We start from the raw sequence: 19,343 nt of genomic DNA, 5'->3' as shown, positions 1-19,343 counted from the left end.
GCAATTAGATTTTTTCTTTAACGATCAATGCAGTCACAACTTTTCTTTCCGATCCATCAGAAGGTTTAACGGTCTGTTTTCCATTTACAGTTAAAGCAGTAGAGCCACCACCATCAAGGTTTATCGCACCTACACATCCCATATCTTTCATCATCTGTGCAAGTTCTGCCAGGTTTACCCCCGGAATACCAGCAGCAGTATTCCCACCTTCAACTGCTAATATAATAATCTTGTTATTTTTAGTATAACCTATAGCCGACCTTGCGCGCGAAGAAGTATTATCTATAACAATCAACTCTTCAGCATCCGTTATATTTATTTTATCATCTTTAATCAGCATTGGAGATCCACCAATGGCAGATTTAACATCCCATACTTTTCCAACAGCAGGCAATATTGCCGTAGGCACAGGTAAAGGTGCAGTATTTAATAAATTTAAAGCAGGGGAAGGATAAGAAAATATTGTTCCATTTCCTGTCCCAACGTGATAAATCCAGGTTACATCAGGCACACCCGCAGCCGAGATACCAAATGCGGCTCTGGTCGGATAGTAAGTTGTATTAACTGAATTGTAAGATCGCGACAGAGATTTAATATTAATAGCGCTCACCACATTATTATACATCGCCAAACTATAAGAAGCATTTGCGCTCCCAAAAAAACCACCGTTTATAGAAGCATACTTAGTTCCAACTTCATCATTATAAAAACCTGTTACTGTTTTCTCCGCAGCAGCCATTACCGGCTTCAACTCTAAATCAGCCTTCGGATCAAAAATAACAGCGTAAGCAGAAATTGACTTCGCATTAATTGGGGTAGTATTTACATAAATCTGTATTCCGTTAGGAAAATTATCCATTAAATAGACTGCCTTTTTCCAGCTGGACGATAAAGTAACCAAAGGCGTTGAATCAACCAAAGGTTTGTCAGGATGAAATTTCCCCTCTTTAGATTTACTGCAGGAAGACAATAAAGCTCCCGCCGACACAAGAATAATAGCAAGGTTAAGTTTTATGTTCATAACGGTTTGGTTATTCAGTAAATATAATAACTTTATTAAATAAATTAAAAACAATTCAATTGTTTTATTAATTTATTTTTAAACACACCGTAAAGAAGCCATTCATTTAAATAAAAAGACACCAAACAACACCAATAACTTGTTTTATTTAGCAGGAGTTCGTCTTTCCAGTTCAGCAACCGGAATCTTCATCAACCTCCCCACCTGAATACCATCTCTATAAGTAACGGCACGTATATTTTGCGCTCCTTTAGGAATACGCAAGGGTTGCCCCGTATAAACCGGGTAATAAGGATCCGGATCTGTATCATCAAAAGAATAATAGATTTTAAGCCCCTCAACTTCAGTAGTCAGACTTACCAAAAGCGCCTTATCAACCCCTCTAACACCAGAAACAACTGCATCGTAAAAATACCTTGAGTAATTAACAGCATCCCTATCCAACATCGGCAAATGCGACTCTACACGACTGATGAAATTAGTCCAACTGCTTTTACCAGCTCCAGACCACAACGTTTCACTCAACGCAAAAGCCCTAGGCCAGGTCATAAACTGCAATTTTCGCTCATTAGGCACCTGTTCTGTCCACAAACTGCCCTGTCCCCCCATTACATTTTTCTCCTCAATACCTTTAGGCAAGGGATCAAATAAAAAGGTAGTACTCAATCTATTTACAGTAAAAATAGCATTCTCCAGATACTGATCCCCTTGATAAAAATCAAGATAAGTATAAGCTGCCGGCGTCATCACTACCTGCTGACCTTTATTAGCAGACAATATCCCACCTTTATCATCCTTCCAACTCATTACCGCCATCTCCTCTGGGAGACCGCCAGGCAGATTTTCATACCAGCCCATAGGCTTTTTACCTTTCGAAAGCACAATTTTAGAAACACGTTTCAGAAAATAGGATTGCAACTCTTCTGCACTTTTTAAATGCTCATCCCTAATCCTTTGCTGGCATACCGGACACTTATCCCAATATGCTCTTGAAACCTCATCACCACCAATATGTATATATTTAGACGGAAACAAATCCGCCAACTCAGCAATCACCTTTTCTAAAAACACAAAAACAGAGTCATTACCCGCGCAAACCACATTTGTACGCGAAGCATTCCAGGGATCCCCAGCCAACACTTGCTGACTGTTCTTAGTACAAGAAAGCTCCGGATAGGAAGCTATTAATGCTAAACTATGCCCAGGCACATCAATCTCTGGAACCAATTCTACAAAATGCTTTTGCCCATAAGCCACCAATTCCCTAATGTCATCCTGTGTATAAAATCCGCCATCTGTAGCTTGCTCCGCAGGCTCTGGCGCTTTCTGATTTCGCCAATACCCCGTACGCGGCACCCTCCAAGCCCCCACTTCAGTCAACTTTGGCAAGCTTTTAATTTCAACCCTCCAACCCTGATTGTCAGTCAAATGCAAATGCAACACATTCATTTTATACTTAGACATCTGCTCGATATATCGCTTAATCACTTCTTTAGAAAAGAAATGACGACTCACATCTACCATCAAGCCCCGCCATTGAAAGCGCGGAGCATCTTCAATTTTAACTGCAGGGATTTTTATACCCAACTTAGCATCCGCTTGTTTCAATTTCATCGGTAAAAGCTGCACTAAAGTTTGCATCCCATAAAACCAACCTTCTGGCTGACTCGCTTTAATAACCACAGTTTTAGGAGTAATCTCTAACCGATAAGCCTCTTTCCCACCTCTTATATTTGCATCCGATATAAAGCGAATTACATTATTAGTAGCAAATTTTACCACTTTTAAATCAGAACCCGTTAGCGATCTCAACCTCAAAGCCAACAACTCCCCCACGCCTTTATCGTTTTCATTCGGAACAATAACCGTATTTGCATTCAAAATAAAAACACCATTCCCTTTTTCTAAATGAGCAGGTTGCGGAATAAGGTTAAATACATTGTTTTGTGCAGAACAAGCAAGAGAAAGGACAAACAGGCAAAGAACCATCACTACTTTGCCAATTAGTTTTAGTACAATTTTAATCATCTGGATTACGATATACGGATAAGCTGAGTGTTTTTATTTAACTTTGTGTAAATCTATAAGTTTTTGATGCAAATTGAAGAGATTTATTAATATTTTTTAATAAGATTGTATTATAAATCTTTTACCAAAACAACTACCAAAATATGAAAATCGATTTTTTCGACGAAAACAGCGATACCCTAACCGGAGTCGCCTATAAGAACATACACATCAGAAAAAAGATCATCTCTTATTTTGCGGATGCCGGCAACGCAACCATTGCGGAACTCTGTAAAGAAACCAATCTAAGTGTTCCAAAAGTGACCACCTTAATTATTGAACTTATTGCCGACGGACTGGTAAAAGACTTTGGAAAGGTGGGATCAACAGGTGGGAGAAAACCAAATATCTACGGATTAGTACCCGACTCAGGATTTTTTCTTGGGGTAGATGTAAAACACAACCACATCAACATCGGATTGATTGACTTACAAAAAAAGCTTATCAAAATCTCCAAAGATGTTCCCTACAACTTAAATAATACAGCAGAATCACTAGCTGCTCTTTGTGATTTGATTAGAAATTTCATCAAGGAAGCTGCAATTGCGAAAGATAAAATACTAGGACTTGGACTAAACCTTTCCGGACGAATCAACTACGCTACCGGCTATAGCTACAGCTTCTTCCATTTCAATGAAGACCCTTTAAGTAAATTACTGGAAGCAGAACTGAACTTAAAAACTTTTCTAGAAAATGATTCCAGAGCTATGGCTTATGGCGAATTTAACTGCGGCGTAGTTAAAGAAGAGAAAAACGTATTGTTTCTAAATTTAGATTACGGTCTTGGAATGGGCGTAATGATCAATAACGAATTGTATTATGGTAAATCTGGATTTGCTGGAGAAATTGGTCACATTCCATTATTCAACAACGAAATCATCTGCCAATGCGGAAAAAAAGGATGTATGGAAACTGAAGCTTCCGGAAGAGCATTAATCGCAATGTTTAAAGAGAAGCTAGCCACAGGCTCATCCAGCTCATTAAACAAAGGTATAAATGACAATATACAAATGCAAGACATCATCAATGCAGCAAATAACGATGATGTACTTTCTATTGAGCTGTTAGCGAAAATAGGTGAAAAATTGGGCCGAGGCATCGCACTATTGATCAACATTTACAATCCTGAGCTTGTTATTCTTGGAGGTGCACTAGCCCTAACCGGTGAACATTTACACCTGCCGATAAAAAGTGCGGTGAACAAATACTCTTTAAGCCTGGTAAATAGCGACACCCAATTGAAGCTATCCAAACTAGGTGAAGAAGCAGGCGTTATGGGCGCCTGCCTCCTTGTTAGAAAAAGACTCCTAGAATATTCTATTTAATTATTTCAAAGTATTCATATCCACTGGAATAAATACCAATGGAGTTGGAAGACATGAAGCACCGGGCGGAGAATAAGTCAACTTAATGGTTTGCTCTTCGCCATTTTTCGCCGGAGGAAATACCTGCACCAATATTGCCTCAGGCGCAGCCTTAGTCACCAATCGATCACTTGGCAATTGAATAATCCCCTCATTAAACTTTCCTTTACTTACTACCATTGTCGCCGCCATACCGTTACACCATTGATTATCCGCAGAGCGTGAATTCCAGGTAACCAGCGCCAAACCCTTACCATCCGTACTTTTCCATTTCAACTCTATATTATACATCACGCCATAATTTCCAGCCAAAGTAGATTCTTTACCGCTTGTACCTTCAACACCAAGCACCCATGGGTCTTTAATCCCATCAGCTACAATAATTTCGGCCACTCCATTTTTAGTATCCAACACATCCGTAGCCGTAACTTTGTAATTACTTACGCCAAACAAACCACGACCTGCGTTTTTATGCCCTGTAGGAATTACTGTTTTAATTCTTTTAAGCGCGACCGGACCAGGTGTTTTAAGATCAGTCTGAATCACACTAATCTCTCCTGGCTGATCAATCACAAAATCATAAAAACCATGCGTCAGCTCATCATACTTTACCACATTACGTTCCAATTGCTCATCTATAGCAATCGCCTCACCCGGTGCAACTACACGAATCTGCTCACTACCTTTTGAAGCAAAATAATCCGCTAAACCCTGCTTACCAATCTGAAAGTAGTTTGCACTAGGCTTTTGCGAAGAATACTTTACCATACGGATATGCATTTTCTGCTTACCTGTATTTTTTATAACCGCAGTAATTTTACGATCAATCTTTACCGGCTCCTTTACCCCATTGACATTATAAACATACAACCTCACCGCACCTGGCGCCACAGCTTCTTTCAAAGCAATAGCCTCGGGTATCCTAATGTATTCAGGATCGTCAGAAATAATAAACTGAGGGCCAGGTAAAACCACCTTGTTGTATTTAATATCTGTTGGCTTAACCGTAAAAAACTCCTTCATCAAAACAACATTCCCTTGTTTTGCTTTCAATAAATTCTCCGAATCCTCGCGATTAACAGTCTGCGCGGTTAACTGCATTGTACTGCAAACCAGCGCCAAGCCTAATGCAATTTTTAAGTTTTTGTATTCCATATATTTAATTTGTGTGTTTGTGTTAAACAATATCATTAACCCTTATTGGCCAATTCAGCAAAAAAGCTAAAATGAGCTTTAATACTTTTAGACCAATACGTACCCGTGTGCCCACCTGGCTGTGTAATATAAGTAGCTTTAATTTTTAATTCATCACATTTCTTCCTGAATTGGTTACTAGCGATGTACAGGTAATCCTCAGTACCACAATCAAAAATCAGCGTCTTCTTCAAGTCCTTTATACTTTCCAACCTATTTACAGGCGAAAATTCATCAAAAGCTTTATTCTCATCGGAATATGAACCCAACAAATAAGCAATTGTTGTCTTCTTAAAACCAGAATACCTTAAATTAAGTACTCCAGAAGTACTTCCTGCGCTTAAAAAAACATCAGGATGTTTTAAGAAGAGATACATTGCGCCGAATCCACCCATGCTAGCTCCAGTAATAAAAACCTTCCCCTTATCTGTCTTATAAGTACTGTTAATTTTCGGCATCAACTCCTTCATAAAAAAATCTTCATACTGCAAACTATCAGCCTTAGGCGAATTGATATACCAACTTTTCTTTAGACCATCTGGACAAACCAAAATAAAATTATAAGTATCAGCCATCCCCTGCAGGTTAGCCAATCTAGGCCAGGCCCTAAAATTAGATGAATGTCCATGCAAAAGGTAAACAACTGGATATTTAACCTTCACATCATAAACGGCTGGCTTATAAACTAACACACTATCATCCGTTTTTAAGTTCTTAGACTTCAACACCATCAAATCCTGCCCCTTTACCGACAGGAAGAAAAATACCAAAACCAATAACAACGCCCCTTTCAATTGACTCATACCTCCCATTTTAATTTTTATTATAAAGATGTATAACACACTATCTTCAAACAAACTATTTAATTTAACAATACGTAGCTATTTATTAATAATTCAAAACTTACAAATAGCAAGCACCCAAACACTCAACCACGAAATGCCTAAGGGCAGGTGAATATAAATATATTTTAATAACTTTAATTTTTTTATTATAAATTATTACAAAGTAAATCTACTTTAATTAATTCCACAATACAAATAGTCAACTTACATAGTTAATATCATTAGTAGCCAAAAACAGGCCTTCTCTTCAAATTAACCGGCCTCCACCTTTTATACAAAACACCCGAAGTTTGTGTTGATTATAAATAAATTAGCATTAATTTGCAGCAATCATACTATTCGTACACGAACAAACAGAGGAAAAAATTGTAAAAAATAAGATGGGGAAAACTTTTTTCGAAGAATTAAACAGCGAGAATATAACTGGTGTTGCATACAAAAATGTTAGCCTAAAAAAAACAGTACTCAGCTACTTTGCTAATGTAGGTAATGCAACTATTGCAGACCTCTGCAAAGAACTGAATCTAAGTGCCCCAAAAATTACCGCTCTATTAGGTGATTTAATACAGGATGGCCTGATCAAAGATTATGGAAAAATAGATTCTACAGGCGGCCGTAAACCTAATTTATACGGACTAGTTCCCGACTCTGCCTTTTTTATCGGGGTAGACATTAAACAGAACCACATTAATATCGGTCTATCGGACCTACAGAAAAATCTGATCAAGGTAGCCGAAAACCTTCCTTATAACCTTGACAATAACAAGGAGTCGCTAGAAGCATTGTGCAGCCTTATTAATGATTTCATTAAAGATCTAAGCACCCCAAGAGAAAAGATATTAGGTATAGGCATCAACTTATCTGGAAGAATTAACTACACCACCGGCTATAGCTATAGTTTCTTTTATTTTAATGAAGAGCCACTAACCAAAATTCTGGAATCAAAAATAGGTATTCGCGTTTTTCTGGAGAATGATTCAAAATCCATGGCCTATGGTGAATTCTCTGCCGGAGTAGTTAACGGAGAAAAAAATGTATTATTCTTAAATCTTGATCATGGTATTGGATTAGGCATCCTGGTAAATGGACAACTTTACTATGGTAAATCTGGTTATTCAGGCGAATTTGGCCACATCCCTTTATTCAACAACGAAATCATCTGCCACTGCGGAAAGAAAGGCTGTCTGGAAACAGAAGCTTCGGGATGGGCGCTAACACGAATGTTTAAAGAGCGATTACGAGAAGGCTCTTCGTCGATTTTAACACGAAACAATGTTAATCCGGATGATATAAAAATGGAAGATATCATTAGTGCTGCCAATCATGATGATGTATTGGCGATAGAACTGATTGCCAAAATAGGAGAAAACCTGGGACGAGGTATAGCTTTGCTCATCAACCTATTTAACCCAGAGCTGGTAATTCTTGGCGGAAGCCTTGCAGCTACTGAAGAATACATTCGACTTCCTATAAAAAGTGCAATTAATAAATATTCGCTAAGTCTGGTTAATCAAGACACGATCTTAAAAATGTCTAAACTAGGCGAACGCGCAGGATTGATCGGCGCATGCTTATTAGTCCGCAACCGCTTATTGTCCTTATCTTAATAACTTATTTAATGGGGTAGTTTATCTTTAATTACCCCATAAATACCAATCCTATCCTAGCCCGAGATTAACTTCTTGGTCGCTTATTCGCATAAGGTTTATTTGCTTTCACATAAGCTTTGGGTGCCGGAGCCGGTTCTTCAGAGATCTTAATATTAAGCACTTGCCCGCTAAACGTTTCTCCATTTAATACTGAAACAGCTTTTTCAGCTTCTGCCTGACTGGCCATCTCCAAAAACGCATAACCTTTACACCTCTTGGTTACCTTATCACGCACAACTTTTATGGTATTTACCTGAGCATAAAGACTTATATACATCACAAGATCCAATTCAGAAACATCGGGTCTAAGCCCCCCAACAAAAATTTTTACCATAACAACTGAGATTTACGCCATAAAAGTAAAGATTATATCGATACTGCACAATTTGAAAATCGTCAACAACCTTTTTCTAATCTCCGTCAAAATATTGGTTACAAAGCCAAGATCTAAGATTAAACTTCAAAATATTAATTAAATAGAAATAAATAACACTTTTAGTGTTTTTAATTATATTTGAATTAACGAAAACAGTTATTTAATCCTTTACCAAAAGCGTCTAACCACGTAAAACCATGAACCGAATTAAAAAAACAGCCAACAAACTGAGCAAGATCTTATTCAATCTTGACTTAATCTTTAGAAAGGAGCTCAAGGTATGCTAGATTTTAATTATAAAATTTTGTCAGACGCAAAGCTAGTCCAGCTATTGCAAGCTTCAGATCATAATGCTTACACAGAGATATACAATAGATATTTTCAATTACTTTTTGTGCACGCTAGAAAAAAGCTAAATGACGCAGACCTTGCGAAGGATATATTACAAGAAATTTTCACTAAGATCTGGATGAAACGAGAGATCCAATTAACTGCAACAAACCTAACCGGATACCTATACACCCTAATGAAGAACCGCATATTGGATCTTTATCTCCATCAAGAAGTAAAAACAAAATACATGCGCGCTGCAAAAAGTTTTATAGTTACCAATAAAAGCAGCGGAACAGATGCCTTGGTCAGGGAAAAAGACTGTAGCGCACATATCAATCAGGAAATCGCTGCTCTGCCGCCAAAAATGAGGGAGATCTTTGAGCTGAGCAGAAAAAATCAACTTTCCTATAAGGAGATCGCGGAAAAATTAAACACCAATGAAAACAATGTTTCTAAACAAATCAACAATGGGCTTAAGGTATTAAAAAGAAGGCTAATGGTATCGTAAAAGACATTAAGAGATCCTTCGAGAAGCCTTGTTTAGGGCTAGGACCGAATAAGGAGTACCATAGGCATATCGTAGGCACCTCGTAGGACTAACAATCCAATGAAAGGCCTTTGGCAGCCCTTTAAGAGGCCTTTTAAGGTAAACGCATACCCGAAGCCTTACCGAAGGAGTCCAAAAGGTATTACTTAGCATCCCATATATCGAGATTAATCTATACTGAAGAAAACGTATATAAAGCAAAAGCCCTGTTTCCTTTTATCAGAAACAGGGCTTTTGCTTTATAAAAATTGATGATTAGTTGAATAAATACCTAATACCAATTTGTCCTTGCCATCTTGAAGCAAATGGAGATACGCTATATGCTCTGTTATCAGCAGGGGCTTTAAAATTGAAGCCTCTATTAGCACTATTCGTTGTACTATAGTTAACAAGTGTAGAAGCACTATTAGTAACAAAATAAGTTCTACCCCAGTCCTTATTAAGCAGGTTACCAAAATTGATAATATCAATTGATAATTGTAACCTGTTTTTAGTACCATGAATCATACCACCAAGATCTTGCATGATACGTACATCAAATTGATGCTCCCAAGGCATTTTCGAACCGTTACGCTCTGCATACTGACCTCTACGTGAACTTAAATAAGGATCATTTGAAATGTAATTATCAAGTGCTGTCCATTGTTCAGCCGGAGTTGGCGTATTTGGAGTAATGCTGATTACACCAGTAGAACTTCTGGTATAGTAAGGTACCAGTTTAATTTCACTTGCATTTCTTGGAATATAAAGCAAATCATTCTGGTTTGCACTATCATTGTTAACATCACCAAAATAAAGGTAAGTATATGGTGCACCAGATTTACCTACATAGAACATCGAAATTGAAGTACCGAAAGTTTTGTTTTTCCCGTAGCTAACACCATAAGACAAGTTACCGATTATACGATGTCTAAGATCGAAATTAGAGTACGAAAGTTCTGGGTTATTTGCATCAGCAACGATTTGGTTGAACTGCCAGTTAGAGAAAGCCGTACTATTTAAACCACTGTTAACATCTTCCGATTTACCATAAGTATAGGCAACCATTGCACTTAAACCAAAATCAAATGATTTAGACAACTGACCTGTTAAGCTATATGATGATCCTTTGCTTGAGTTCTCAAGTAAAAGAACATTTGTAAAAGTTGAATTTACTTTTCCAGAAGCATAAGCGGGTCTTTTATCCTGACCACCTGAAAGATCTGAAGCGATAGCACCTGTAGTTCCTAGAATATTGATGTTCTTATAAACCACATTATTTACGGTCTTAGAGTAGATTCCATCAACAGTAGCCAATACACCACCAGGCAATTTAATATCTGCTCCTAAACTATAACGAAGTGTTTGAGGAATTCTGAAATTATTAGCCAAAAGATTTACCTCATAATTCGTACCAGCAGCACCTGCTGTATTTTGTTTATTAGGGTCTGGAACAAAAGCAAGTGGACTAGGGATTGAATTAGTCCGGTCAACACTACCATATAGTAGACCACTATTAGTAAACTGGTTAGCCATCCATACAAATGGAACACGACCGGTAAATAAACCGATACCACCTCTAACTTGTACACTTCTGTTGCCAAGTAAATCCCAGTTAAAGCCCACTCTTGGTGAAACAAGCAACTGTCCGCTAGGCAATTTATCTGTTGCCATTCCCTGGAATGTTGAAGCTACCAAAGGATTGGCCAATGGCTTATCAAAAAATAATGGTACATCTACTCTTAAACCAGCCGTTAACTTGAACGTCTCATCAACTTCAATTTCATCCTGGAAATAGAATCCCAATTGAGCTGCAGAGAACTCAGCTGCAGGACGATCATCACCAGGAACAATTGAATAAGCAGCCTGAACTCTGTTAGGTTTTTTACCCAAGAAATCATCAATATTATTATACTGCCATGATCCATTTACATTATTAATAAATAGATTTCTGAATTTAAAAAATTCGTTATGCGTACCTAAAGTAAAAGTATGTTTACCTGCGAATAACTTAAGGTTATCTGTAAATTCGAATACATCCTGATCTAACTGATTCGCTGCAGAACTTCTCTCAGTACCAAAAGTTACAGACTGTGTGGAAACGTTATTAAAGTTATTGATTTGAATTTGAGGGAACAATACACCTAATGGATCTCTGCTATCTCTGATTCTTGAATAACCAACAATTAAGTTATTCGATAGGTTTTGATTGAAACGACTTCTTAATTCTAATACAGATACGTTTTGATTGTTACTGAATTTGTAACCATTATTACCAAAACGGAATCCTGAACCACTTCTTGTTAAGTTATCATCAAAAGCGTCGATATAGTTATGACGTAGTGTCAATTGGTGTTTATCACTGATATTCCAATCTAAACGCGCCAATATTTTATTGCTTTGTGTTTGAGTTTGAACCTCACCAAAACCTCCTACATCATAGCTATACTCTTTCTTCATGAAATCCGCGATTTTTTGCGCATCAGTGGGGTTGATAACCGATCCTACATCACCTGCATTAAAAGTAGTAGGTTGTTGAACACGGGTCATTTCTCCACTTACGAAGAAAAACAATTTGTTTTTAACAATTGGCAATCCAACACGCACACCATAAGTTCTGTTATAGAATTGAGTTGCTTTGGTATTTAAACCATCAACACTTTTACCAATAGTATTCTGATTTCTGCCGAAAAAATAAGCAGATCCTTCAATTTCATTTGTTCCTGAACGAGTAATAGCATTCACACCACCACCTGTAAAGTTACCTTGAGTAACATCATAAGGAGCAACTAATACCTGAATTTCCTGAATCGCATCCAGTGAAATTGGCTGAGTACCTGCCGGACCACCTGGAGTACCATTTGAAGATAAACCAAAAACGTCATTATTTACAGCACCATCAATCGTAATGTTATTATAACGATTATTAGATCCGGCAAAAGAGTTTCCGTTGGCTTGCGGCGTTAAACGTGTGAAATCAGAAAGACTTCTGCTTATTGTAGGCATAGTCTCTAATTGCTTTTCAGTCACTGTTGTCGTTGCACCAGTTCTTTTACTATTCAATACAGTGCTGTTTTTACCAATAACCTGTACTTCCTGTAAATCCTGACCGCCTTCTGTCAACTTAAGTCTAAGCGTGAAAGTCTCACCTAACTTAAGATAAATACCTTCAATTTTCTCTGCTTTGTAACCAACATAACTAGCAGTTACGGTGTAAGGGCCACCTGTGTTAATGTTCACAAAGTTATAACGACCATCTGTATTAGATGTAGCTACATACTTTGTTCCAGTTGGATTATGGATAGCGATTACTGTGGCTCCAGGCATCGCCCCCTTTGCATCAGTAATGGTTCCATTTAAACCGGACGTGGTAACCTGTGCATTTGCTGTGGAAATAATTCCAACGAAAGCAAAAACAATTGCTACAATTTTAAATAGTAAAGATTTCTTCATTCTTTTCTTTGCGTTAGTTAATAATGTTTCTTTTAAATGATATAACTAAAAATATGTTGCAAAATTAAATATTTATTATGCACGCATTTCATTTTCAATGTTAAATAATTATTAATAACACCAATACTTTTCAACATTTAACATATAGCTTAAATATATAACTAACGGTTTGTCAATTATTTGTAACAATTCTACATAAACACAAAATCTGAAATAAGTACATAAACTATACTTAACAAAGAAATCGCACAATCGAAATCTAGGAACGCAGATTTAATGAACATTTTTTTTTAATTTTGGCGCTTTACTAAGTTAAATTCCTTTATTAAAGATATGAACTACGATGTAATAGTAATAGGCAGCGGTCCTGGTGGATATGTGGCTGCGATCAGAGCTTCTCAGTTGGGTTTAAAAACTGCAGTAGTTGAACGCGAATCTTTGGGTGGAATATGCCTTAACTGGGGCTGTATACCTACTAAAGCATTATTAAAAAGTGCTCAAGTATTTGAATATATTAACCATGCTGCTGATTACGGTATTAAAACCGCTGAAGCTGAAGCAGACTTTGCTGCTGTTATTAAACGCAGTCGTGGTGTTGCTGATGGCATGAGCAAAGGTGTTCAATTCTTAATGAAGAAGAACAAAATTGATGTGATCATGGGCACCGGAAAAGCTAAACCTGGAAATAAAGTAGAGGTTAAAGCTGCTGACGGTTCTCAGAAAGAATATACAGCAACCAGTATTATATTAGCTACTGGAGGAAGATCAAGAGAATTACCTAACCTTAAACAAGACGGTAAAAAAGTGATCGGCTACAGACAAGCAATGGTATTGCCTGAGCAACCAAAATCAATGGTTGTTGTTGGTTCTGGTGCTATTGGTGTTGAGTTTGCTTATTTCTACGCTACGCTTGGAACTAAAGTTACCATTGTTGAGTTTATGGACAATGTAGTTCCTGTTGAGGATGAAGATATCTCTAAACAATTGTTGCGCAGCTTCAAAAAAGCAGGTATTGACATCATGACTTCGTCAAGTGTTGAATCTGTGGACACAAGTGGTGCTGGCTGTAAAGTTCAGGTTAAAACAGCTTCAGGTATGCAAACTTTAGAGTGTGATATCGTACTTTCTGCCGCTGGTGTTGTTGCAAATATTGAAAACATTGGTTTAGAAGAAACAGGTATTAAAACAGAAAAAGGTAAAGTTGTAGTTGACGAATTTTACAACACTTCGGTAAAAGGTTATTATGCAATTGGTGATATCGTTGCAGGACAAGCGCTTGCGCACGTTGCTTCTGCTGAAGGTATCATCTGTGTAGAGAAAATTGCTGGTCATAAACCTGAGCCTTTAGATTATAACAACATCCCTGGATGTACTTACTGCAGTCCAGAGATTGCTTCTGTAGGTTATACTGAGAAAGCTGCTAAAGCCGCTGGTTATGAAGTGAAGATTGGTAAATTCCCATTCTCTGCTTCAGGTAAAGCTAGTGCTGCTGGTGTAAAAGATGGTTTTGTAAAAGTGATCTATGACGCTAAATATGGCGAATTACTAGGCGCTCACATGATTGGTGCTAACGTTACGGAAATGATTGCAGAAATTGTTGTCGCCCGTAAATTAGAAACTACTGGTCATGAGATGTTAAAATCAGTACACCCGCATCCAACAATGAGCGAAGCCATTATGGAAGCAACTGCTGATGCTTATGGTGAAGTGATTCACTTGTAGTTAAGCAAAGAAGCTTATATTGAATAAGGATAAAGGAGCAAAGATTAAGGACTAAATGTTCAAATCTTTGCTCCTTTTCTTTTTATCTTTATTCTTTTAATCCTTACTCTTTGTTCCTTAATCTTTAATCCTAAAACATGAATTTACATACAATAAATACTGGCTTGTTTAAATTGGATGGTGGCGCTATGTTTGGCGTAGTACCAAAATCTATATGGCAACGTAGTAATCCAGCAGATGCTAATAATTTATGCACCTGGGCCATGCGTTGCTTGTTAATTGAGGACGGTGACCGATTGATATTGATTGACAATGGAATTGGTGACAAACAGGATGAGAAGTTTTTAGGGCATTATTATTTGCATGGTGATGATACACTAGATAAATCATTAGCTGCAAAAGGTTTTAGCAGGGATGACATTACGGATGTATTTTTAACACACTTACATTTTGACCATTGCGGTGGTTCAATAGTTAGAATTGACAACAGACTTCGTCCTGCTTTTAAAAATGCTTTTTATTGGAGCAATGCTCAACATTGGGATTGGGCTCTAAATCCGAATGACAGAGAGAAAGCTTCGTTTTTAAGAGAGAATATTTTACCGATACAGGAAAGTGGACAGCTTAGGTTTGTTGCCGATAAAGACGGCGTAGAATTTCACGAAGGGATAAATATCCGGTTTGCTTATGGACATACCGATGCCATGATGCTGCCGCAAATACAGTATAAAGATAAGACTATTGTTTACATGGCCGACCTTTTACCTTCGGTTGGACATATACCCCTACCCTATGTAATGGCCTATGACATGTTTCCTTTACAAACACTGAAGGAGAAAAAGGCTTTCTTACAGGAAGCGACTGACAAACAATACATTTTATACCTGGAGCATGATCCAGTTAATGAATGTTGTACTTTACAGCATACAGAAAAAGGCATCAGGCTTGACCGCACTTTTGATTTAAATAGCATTTAACTAAATCTTTTCTCTTTAATATTTGTTTTTCATAAATTAGGTTATAAAGTCAACCTAAATAAAAACTAAGAAAGAAAAAATTATGGGTAAATTTGAAATCAAGACAAGAAAAAATGGGGATTTCCAGTTCGATCTAAAAGCTGGTAATGGTCAGGTTATTTTAACCAGCGAAGGCTATACCAGTAAAGGCGCTTGTCAGAATGGCATAGAGTCAGTTAAAAGAAACTCAAAGGATGACAGTAAATTCGAAAGAAAAACTTCAACCAACGACAAACCTTATTTCAACCTAAAGGCTAGTAATGGACAAGTTATTGGAACCAGTGAGATGTATGAAAGTGAATCAAGCCGCGAAAATGGTATTGAATCTGTCAAGAAAAATGCACCGGAGGCTGAAGTTTCAGATTTAACCTAATAGCCCAATCGATAGAATTTAAGAGACTGTACCAAAATTGTACAATCTCTTTTTTTCATCAAGTATTTCCTCATTTTATAGACTCCATCAATAACGTTACATAAATTATTCGGCCGCATATAATTATCAATCCATGTACAGTATTGTATATCACCAATTTTCCCATATTTAAGGTGACAAAAATAAAACACTGACAAAAGTATTTTGGAATAATTTTTGCTGCATAAATATTATAGAAATTACTAGTGTAAAGTGTAACATTTTCAGGAATTTATCTTTTAAAAACGCCTAAAAATTCTTACTTTTGCACGTTCAAAACACATAACGAGTACCAAAACATATAAATGAGACAACTCAAAATCACGCAATCAATTACCAATCGCGAAAGTCAATCATTAGACAAATACCTTCACGAGATTGGTAAAGTGGATTTAATCACCGCAGAAGAAGAAGTAATATTAGCAAGGAAGATACGAGAGGGAGATCAAGCTGCATTAGAACGCTTAACAAAGACTAACTTACGTTTTGTGGTTTCAGTTGCTAAGCAATATCAAAATCAGGGTTTAACATTAGGAGATTTAATTAATGAAGGTAACCTGGGTTTAATTAAAGCCGCTAAGCGTTTTGATGAGACTAAGGGTTTCAAATTTATATCATATGCTGTTTGGTGGATTCGTCAGTCTATTTTGCAAGCTATCGCTGAACAAAGTCGTATTGTACGTCTACCATTAAATCAGGTAGGCTCTTTAAGTAAAATCAGTAAGGCATTCTCAAAATTAGAACAAGAATTTGAGCGTGAGCCTTCTCCTGAAGAATTAGCAGACATCCTAGAGACTACAGTTGATAAAATCTCTGATACTTTAAGTAACTCTGGTCGCCATGTATCTATGGATGCTCCTTTTGTACAAGGTGAAGAAAACACTTTGTTAGATGTACTAGAGAATCATGAGCCAAATACAGATAGTAGCTTAATTAATGAGTCACTTTCAGAAGAAATTAAACGTTCATTGTCTACTTTAACTGAACGTGAGCGTGAAATCATCGTTTTATTCTTTGGATTAAGTACAAACCACCCATTATCATTAGAAGAGATTGGTGAGAAATTTAACCTAACCCGCGAACGTGTTCGTCAGATTAAAGATAAAGCATTACAACGTCTGCGTCATACTTCAAGAAGCAAAATATTAAAATCATACCTGGGATAATAGGTAAAAAAGATTTAAGAAATATATAAGTAAAAAAGATTGGGTACTCACTCAATCTTTTTTACTTTTGCAGCATTCTAACCAAAATTTCCTAGTATGTTAAAGAAGTACCAATCCGAGTTCCAAAACTGGATTGAAAAAGAAAAGAAAGCTATTGAATTAATCAATATCGTGGGCCAGCTTTGGTTCGACAGATCTGTTGAACTGGTATTATTCCGAAAACCTTTATTTGATGTAGGCAGCAGCGAGATTCTTGCACACCACCAGTATGCGAAAGAAGTAAGTGGAAAAGACATCAGCATTTACGAAACTTTAGAACTAGCCACGACTATTGCCAAATGCAACTTAGCCCCTTCGAGAGTGGATGTTGGCCGACTGGCTTCGGAATGGCTGGAAGACAATAACAACTACCCTTCTATTAATGACTTTGTAGTCCACAAATTAAGCAAGCACATCGGTAAAGATAAAATCAGTTTAAAACCTAAAGATGTGGTTTTATTTGGCTTTGGTCGTATTGGCAGAATTGCCGCTCGCGAGCTGATCTTGCAAGCTGGTAAAGGGGAGCAATTACGCTTAAGAGCTATTGTAACCCGTAGTTATAGCGATGAGGAATTGATAAAAAGAGGCGAATTACTACGTACGGATTCCATCCATGGCCCTTTTACTGGTACCATCGTTGAAGATTTTGCGAACAAAGCTTTAATCATCAATGGCCAGACTATTTATTTCATACAGGCAGAATCACCGGAATCGGTAGATTACACTGCTTATGACATTAAGGACGCGCTTCTAATAGACAATACTGGAATTTATCGCGACCGTGAGGGCTTAGGTAAGCATTTAAAAGCTAAGGGCATCAGTAAAGTTTTATTGACCGCACCTGCTAAAGGCGATATCCCTAACGTGGTTGCAGGTATTAATGACCGTGACATTGATTTCAAAAAAGAAACCATTCTATCAAATGCTTCTTGTACTACAAATGCCATTGTTCCTGTGCTTAAAATAGTGGACGATGCTTTTGGTATTGAAAAAGGACATATTGAAACGGTACATTCTTATACGAATGACCAGAATTTACTGGACAACTACCATAAAAAATATCGTAGAGGCCGATCGGCAGCGCTAAACCTGGTGATCACTGAAACTGGTGCAGATAAAGCTGTAGCTAAAGTGATCCCGCATTTAGGTGGCAAATTAACAGGAAATGCAGTACGCGTTCCTACACCTAATGTATCGCTTGCCATATTGAACCTATCTTTAAACAAGGTAACCTCAAAAGAGGAGGTTTCGGAGATATTGAAACAGGCATCTCTATTTGGTGACTTAACTGAGCAGATTGAATATTCGATCTCGAATGAGTTGGTGAGCACTGATTTAATTGGAAACAGTCATGCTTCTATTATTGATGGCCCCGCTACGATTATTGCAAAAGATAATAAGTCTATCGTGCTTTATGCATGGTATGACAATGAATATGGCTACACTAGACAGGTGATCCGCCTGGCTAAGAAAATGGCAGGAGTAGTAAGGCTGACTTATTATTAAGCATATAGGCGGGTGATCAGGATCACCCGCTTAAAAAGTATACCCCATAGATAAGGCAAAGCCTTTATTCTTGAGGTTAGTCGCCCCATCTGTAAGTGCTTCTTGAAAATCTGTCGAATACCTTACAGTTACATTGACATCAGGGGTAATGTTATAACCGATTCCCACTGCTGCTCCAGCAATAAATTTACGGTAATTTTTAAGACTGGTATCCTCACTAACTTGTTCTGCATCCACCGTAAAAGTCGTTTTCTGCGCTAATAGCAATGAAAGTTCGGGACCAATAAAAAACGTTAAGTCGGATATAGGTTTGTAGCCAATTAACACAGGAAGCTCCAGATAGGAAAACTTCATATTAACTTTATCAGCTGCATTTTGCTGAAATTTGGCGTTTTTCTGAATATAGTACAGTTCTGGAAGAAAGGTAAGGCTTTTTGCTATTGGCAAATCTCCGTATACCCCAACCTGGAAGCCGAGTTCAGCATTTGTCTTATAACCCTGACTTCCAAATGTTATCTGATGCATATTCATTAAATTGACGCCAGCCCTAACACCAAACCCCATTTCATCACGTAATTGTGCTTTTAGCTGGAAGGCCAAACTGCTTAGCGTTAAGCCAAGTACCAGTATAAATAATCTGTTGTTCATATTTTT

The 19,343-nt window shown here is 37.4% G+C and carries 15 protein-coding genes; 8 read left to right on the top strand and 7 right to left on the bottom strand.

The annotated features are described in order from the left end of the window. Nucleotides 1–4: 4 nt before the first annotated feature. A complete protein-coding gene (locus FBD94_RS03570) occupies nt 5–1,021 on the bottom strand; it encodes a phosphodiester glycosidase family protein (protein WP_136879081.1) in 1,017 nt (338 codons plus the stop codon). 144 nt (nt 1,022–1,165) lie between these two features. Continuing rightward, the gene (locus FBD94_RS03565) at nt 1,166–3,049 is read right to left on the bottom strand and encodes a beta-N-acetylhexosaminidase (protein ID WP_136879080.1); all 1,884 of its coding nucleotides are present in this window, start codon (nt 3,047–3,049) and stop codon (nt 1,166–1,168) included. A gap of 143 nt (nt 3,050–3,192) precedes the next feature. Here FBD94_RS03565 and FBD94_RS03560 point away from each other — a divergent pair, with 143 nt between their 5' ends. Continuing rightward, nucleotides 3,193–4,413 carry an ROK family transcriptional regulator gene (locus FBD94_RS03560; protein WP_169472201.1) on the top strand — a complete coding sequence of 407 codons (1,221 nt, stop codon included), beginning with the start codon at nt 3,193–3,195 and terminating at the stop codon, nt 4,411–4,413. On the opposite strand, the gene FBD94_RS03555 is transcribed toward FBD94_RS03560, so the two are convergent. Together FBD94_RS03555 and FBD94_RS03550 are read right to left on the bottom strand one after the other, a co-directional pair. Then, nucleotides 4,414–5,607, bottom strand: coding sequence for a copper amine oxidase (locus tag FBD94_RS03555; RefSeq protein ID WP_136879079.1), 1,194 nt, complete (start codon nt 5,605–5,607; stop codon nt 4,414–4,416). A gap of 35 nt (nt 5,608–5,642) precedes the next feature. Further along, the gene (locus FBD94_RS03550; protein ID WP_136879078.1) at nt 5,643–6,449 is read right to left on the bottom strand and encodes an alpha/beta hydrolase; all 807 of its coding nucleotides are present in this window, start codon (nt 6,447–6,449) and stop codon (nt 5,643–5,645) included. A 422-nt stretch (nt 6,450–6,871) separates the two neighbouring features. Here FBD94_RS03550 and FBD94_RS03545 point away from each other — a divergent pair, with 422 nt between their 5' ends. Beyond that, the gene (locus tag FBD94_RS03545) at nt 6,872–8,098 is read left to right on the top strand and encodes an ROK family transcriptional regulator (protein ID WP_131609766.1); all 1,227 of its coding nucleotides are present in this window, start codon (nt 6,872–6,874) and stop codon (nt 8,096–8,098) included. A 67-nt stretch (nt 8,099–8,165) separates the two neighbouring features. On the opposite strand, the gene FBD94_RS03540 is transcribed toward FBD94_RS03545, so the two are convergent. Beyond that, the gene (locus FBD94_RS03540) at nt 8,166–8,474 is read right to left on the bottom strand and encodes an RNA recognition motif domain-containing protein (RefSeq protein ID WP_136879077.1); all 309 of its coding nucleotides are present in this window, start codon (nt 8,472–8,474) and stop codon (nt 8,166–8,168) included. A 346-nt stretch (nt 8,475–8,820) separates the two neighbouring features. Here FBD94_RS03540 and FBD94_RS03535 point away from each other — a divergent pair, with 346 nt between their 5' ends. Next, nucleotides 8,821–9,357 carry an RNA polymerase sigma factor gene (locus FBD94_RS03535; RefSeq protein WP_235884359.1) on the top strand — a complete coding sequence of 179 codons (537 nt, stop codon included), beginning with the start codon at nt 8,821–8,823 and terminating at the stop codon, nt 9,355–9,357. A 294-nt stretch (nt 9,358–9,651) separates the two neighbouring features. On the opposite strand, the gene FBD94_RS03530 is transcribed toward FBD94_RS03535, so the two are convergent. Beyond that, entirely contained in the window at nt 9,652–12,828 is a 3,177-nt protein-coding gene (locus tag FBD94_RS03530) for a TonB-dependent receptor (protein WP_131609763.1), read from the bottom strand. Nucleotides 12,829–13,161: 333 nt separating this feature from the next. Here FBD94_RS03530 and lpdA point away from each other — a divergent pair, with 333 nt between their 5' ends. From lpdA to FBD94_RS03505, 5 genes are all read left to right on the top strand, one after another. Further along, nucleotides 13,162–14,550 carry a dihydrolipoyl dehydrogenase gene (lpdA, locus tag FBD94_RS03525; RefSeq protein WP_131609762.1) on the top strand — a complete coding sequence of 463 codons (1,389 nt, stop codon included), beginning with the start codon at nt 13,162–13,164 and terminating at the stop codon, nt 14,548–14,550. 137 nt (nt 14,551–14,687) lie between these two features. Then, complete coding sequence (locus tag FBD94_RS03520; RefSeq protein WP_131609761.1) at nt 14,688–15,527, top strand: MBL fold metallo-hydrolase; 840 nt, start codon at nt 14,688–14,690, stop codon at nt 15,525–15,527. Between the two features lie 82 nt (nt 15,528–15,609). Then, nucleotides 15,610–15,939, top strand: coding sequence for a YegP family protein (locus FBD94_RS03515; RefSeq protein WP_136879075.1), 330 nt, complete (start codon nt 15,610–15,612; stop codon nt 15,937–15,939). A gap of 344 nt (nt 15,940–16,283) precedes the next feature. Further along, nucleotides 16,284–17,144 carry a sigma-70 family RNA polymerase sigma factor gene (locus FBD94_RS03510; protein ID WP_062547391.1) on the top strand — a complete coding sequence of 287 codons (861 nt, stop codon included), beginning with the start codon at nt 16,284–16,286 and terminating at the stop codon, nt 17,142–17,144. Between the two features lie 96 nt (nt 17,145–17,240). After that, nucleotides 17,241–18,689 carry a glyceraldehyde-3-phosphate dehydrogenase gene (locus FBD94_RS03505; protein ID WP_136879074.1) on the top strand — a complete coding sequence of 483 codons (1,449 nt, stop codon included), beginning with the start codon at nt 17,241–17,243 and terminating at the stop codon, nt 18,687–18,689. A 30-nt stretch (nt 18,690–18,719) separates the two neighbouring features. Here FBD94_RS03505 and FBD94_RS03500 read toward each other — a convergent pair whose 3' ends face one another. Next, nucleotides 18,720–19,337 carry a porin family protein gene (locus FBD94_RS03500; RefSeq protein ID WP_136879073.1) on the bottom strand — a complete coding sequence of 206 codons (618 nt, stop codon included), beginning with the start codon at nt 19,335–19,337 and terminating at the stop codon, nt 18,720–18,722. Nucleotides 19,338–19,343: the final 6 nt, after the last annotated feature.

Source organism: Pedobacter hiemivivus (genome assembly GCF_005144565.1).
Classification (GTDB): domain Bacteria; phylum Bacteroidota; class Bacteroidia; order Sphingobacteriales; family Sphingobacteriaceae; genus Pedobacter; species Pedobacter hiemivivus.
This window is presented reverse-complemented; position numbering and strand designations above follow the sequence as displayed.

Coding starts and splice junctions, on each gene's coding strand:
- FBD94_RS03570 (WP_136879081.1), bottom strand. CDS start 1,021: ATGAACATAAAACTTAACCTTGCTATTATTCTTGTGTCGGCGGGAGCT.
- FBD94_RS03565 (WP_136879080.1), bottom strand. CDS start 3,049: ATGATTAAAATTGTACTAAAACTAATTGGCAAAGTAGTGATGGTTCTT.
- FBD94_RS03560 (WP_169472201.1), top strand. CDS start 3,193: ATGAAAATCGATTTTTTCGACGAAAACAGCGATACCCTAACCGGAGTC.
- FBD94_RS03555 (WP_136879079.1), bottom strand. CDS start 5,607: ATGGAATACAAAAACTTAAAAATTGCATTAGGCTTGGCGCTGGTTTGC.
- FBD94_RS03550 (WP_136879078.1), bottom strand. CDS start 6,449: ATGAGTCAATTGAAAGGGGCGTTGTTATTGGTTTTGGTATTTTTCTTC.
- FBD94_RS03545 (WP_131609766.1), top strand. CDS start 6,872: ATGGGGAAAACTTTTTTCGAAGAATTAAACAGCGAGAATATAACTGGT.
- FBD94_RS03540 (WP_136879077.1), bottom strand. CDS start 8,474: ATGGTAAAAATTTTTGTTGGGGGGCTTAGACCCGATGTTTCTGAATTG.
- FBD94_RS03530 (WP_131609763.1), bottom strand. CDS start 12,828: ATGAAGAAATCTTTACTATTTAAAATTGTAGCAATTGTTTTTGCTTTC.
- lpdA (WP_131609762.1), top strand. CDS start 13,162: ATGAACTACGATGTAATAGTAATAGGCAGCGGTCCTGGTGGATATGTG.
- FBD94_RS03520 (WP_131609761.1), top strand. CDS start 14,688: ATGAATTTACATACAATAAATACTGGCTTGTTTAAATTGGATGGTGGC.
- FBD94_RS03515 (WP_136879075.1), top strand. CDS start 15,610: ATGGGTAAATTTGAAATCAAGACAAGAAAAAATGGGGATTTCCAGTTC.
- FBD94_RS03510 (WP_062547391.1), top strand. CDS start 16,284: ATGAGACAACTCAAAATCACGCAATCAATTACCAATCGCGAAAGTCAA.
- FBD94_RS03505 (WP_136879074.1), top strand. CDS start 17,241: ATGTTAAAGAAGTACCAATCCGAGTTCCAAAACTGGATTGAAAAAGAA.
- FBD94_RS03500 (WP_136879073.1), bottom strand. CDS start 19,337: ATGAACAACAGATTATTTATACTGGTACTTGGCTTAACGCTAAGCAGT.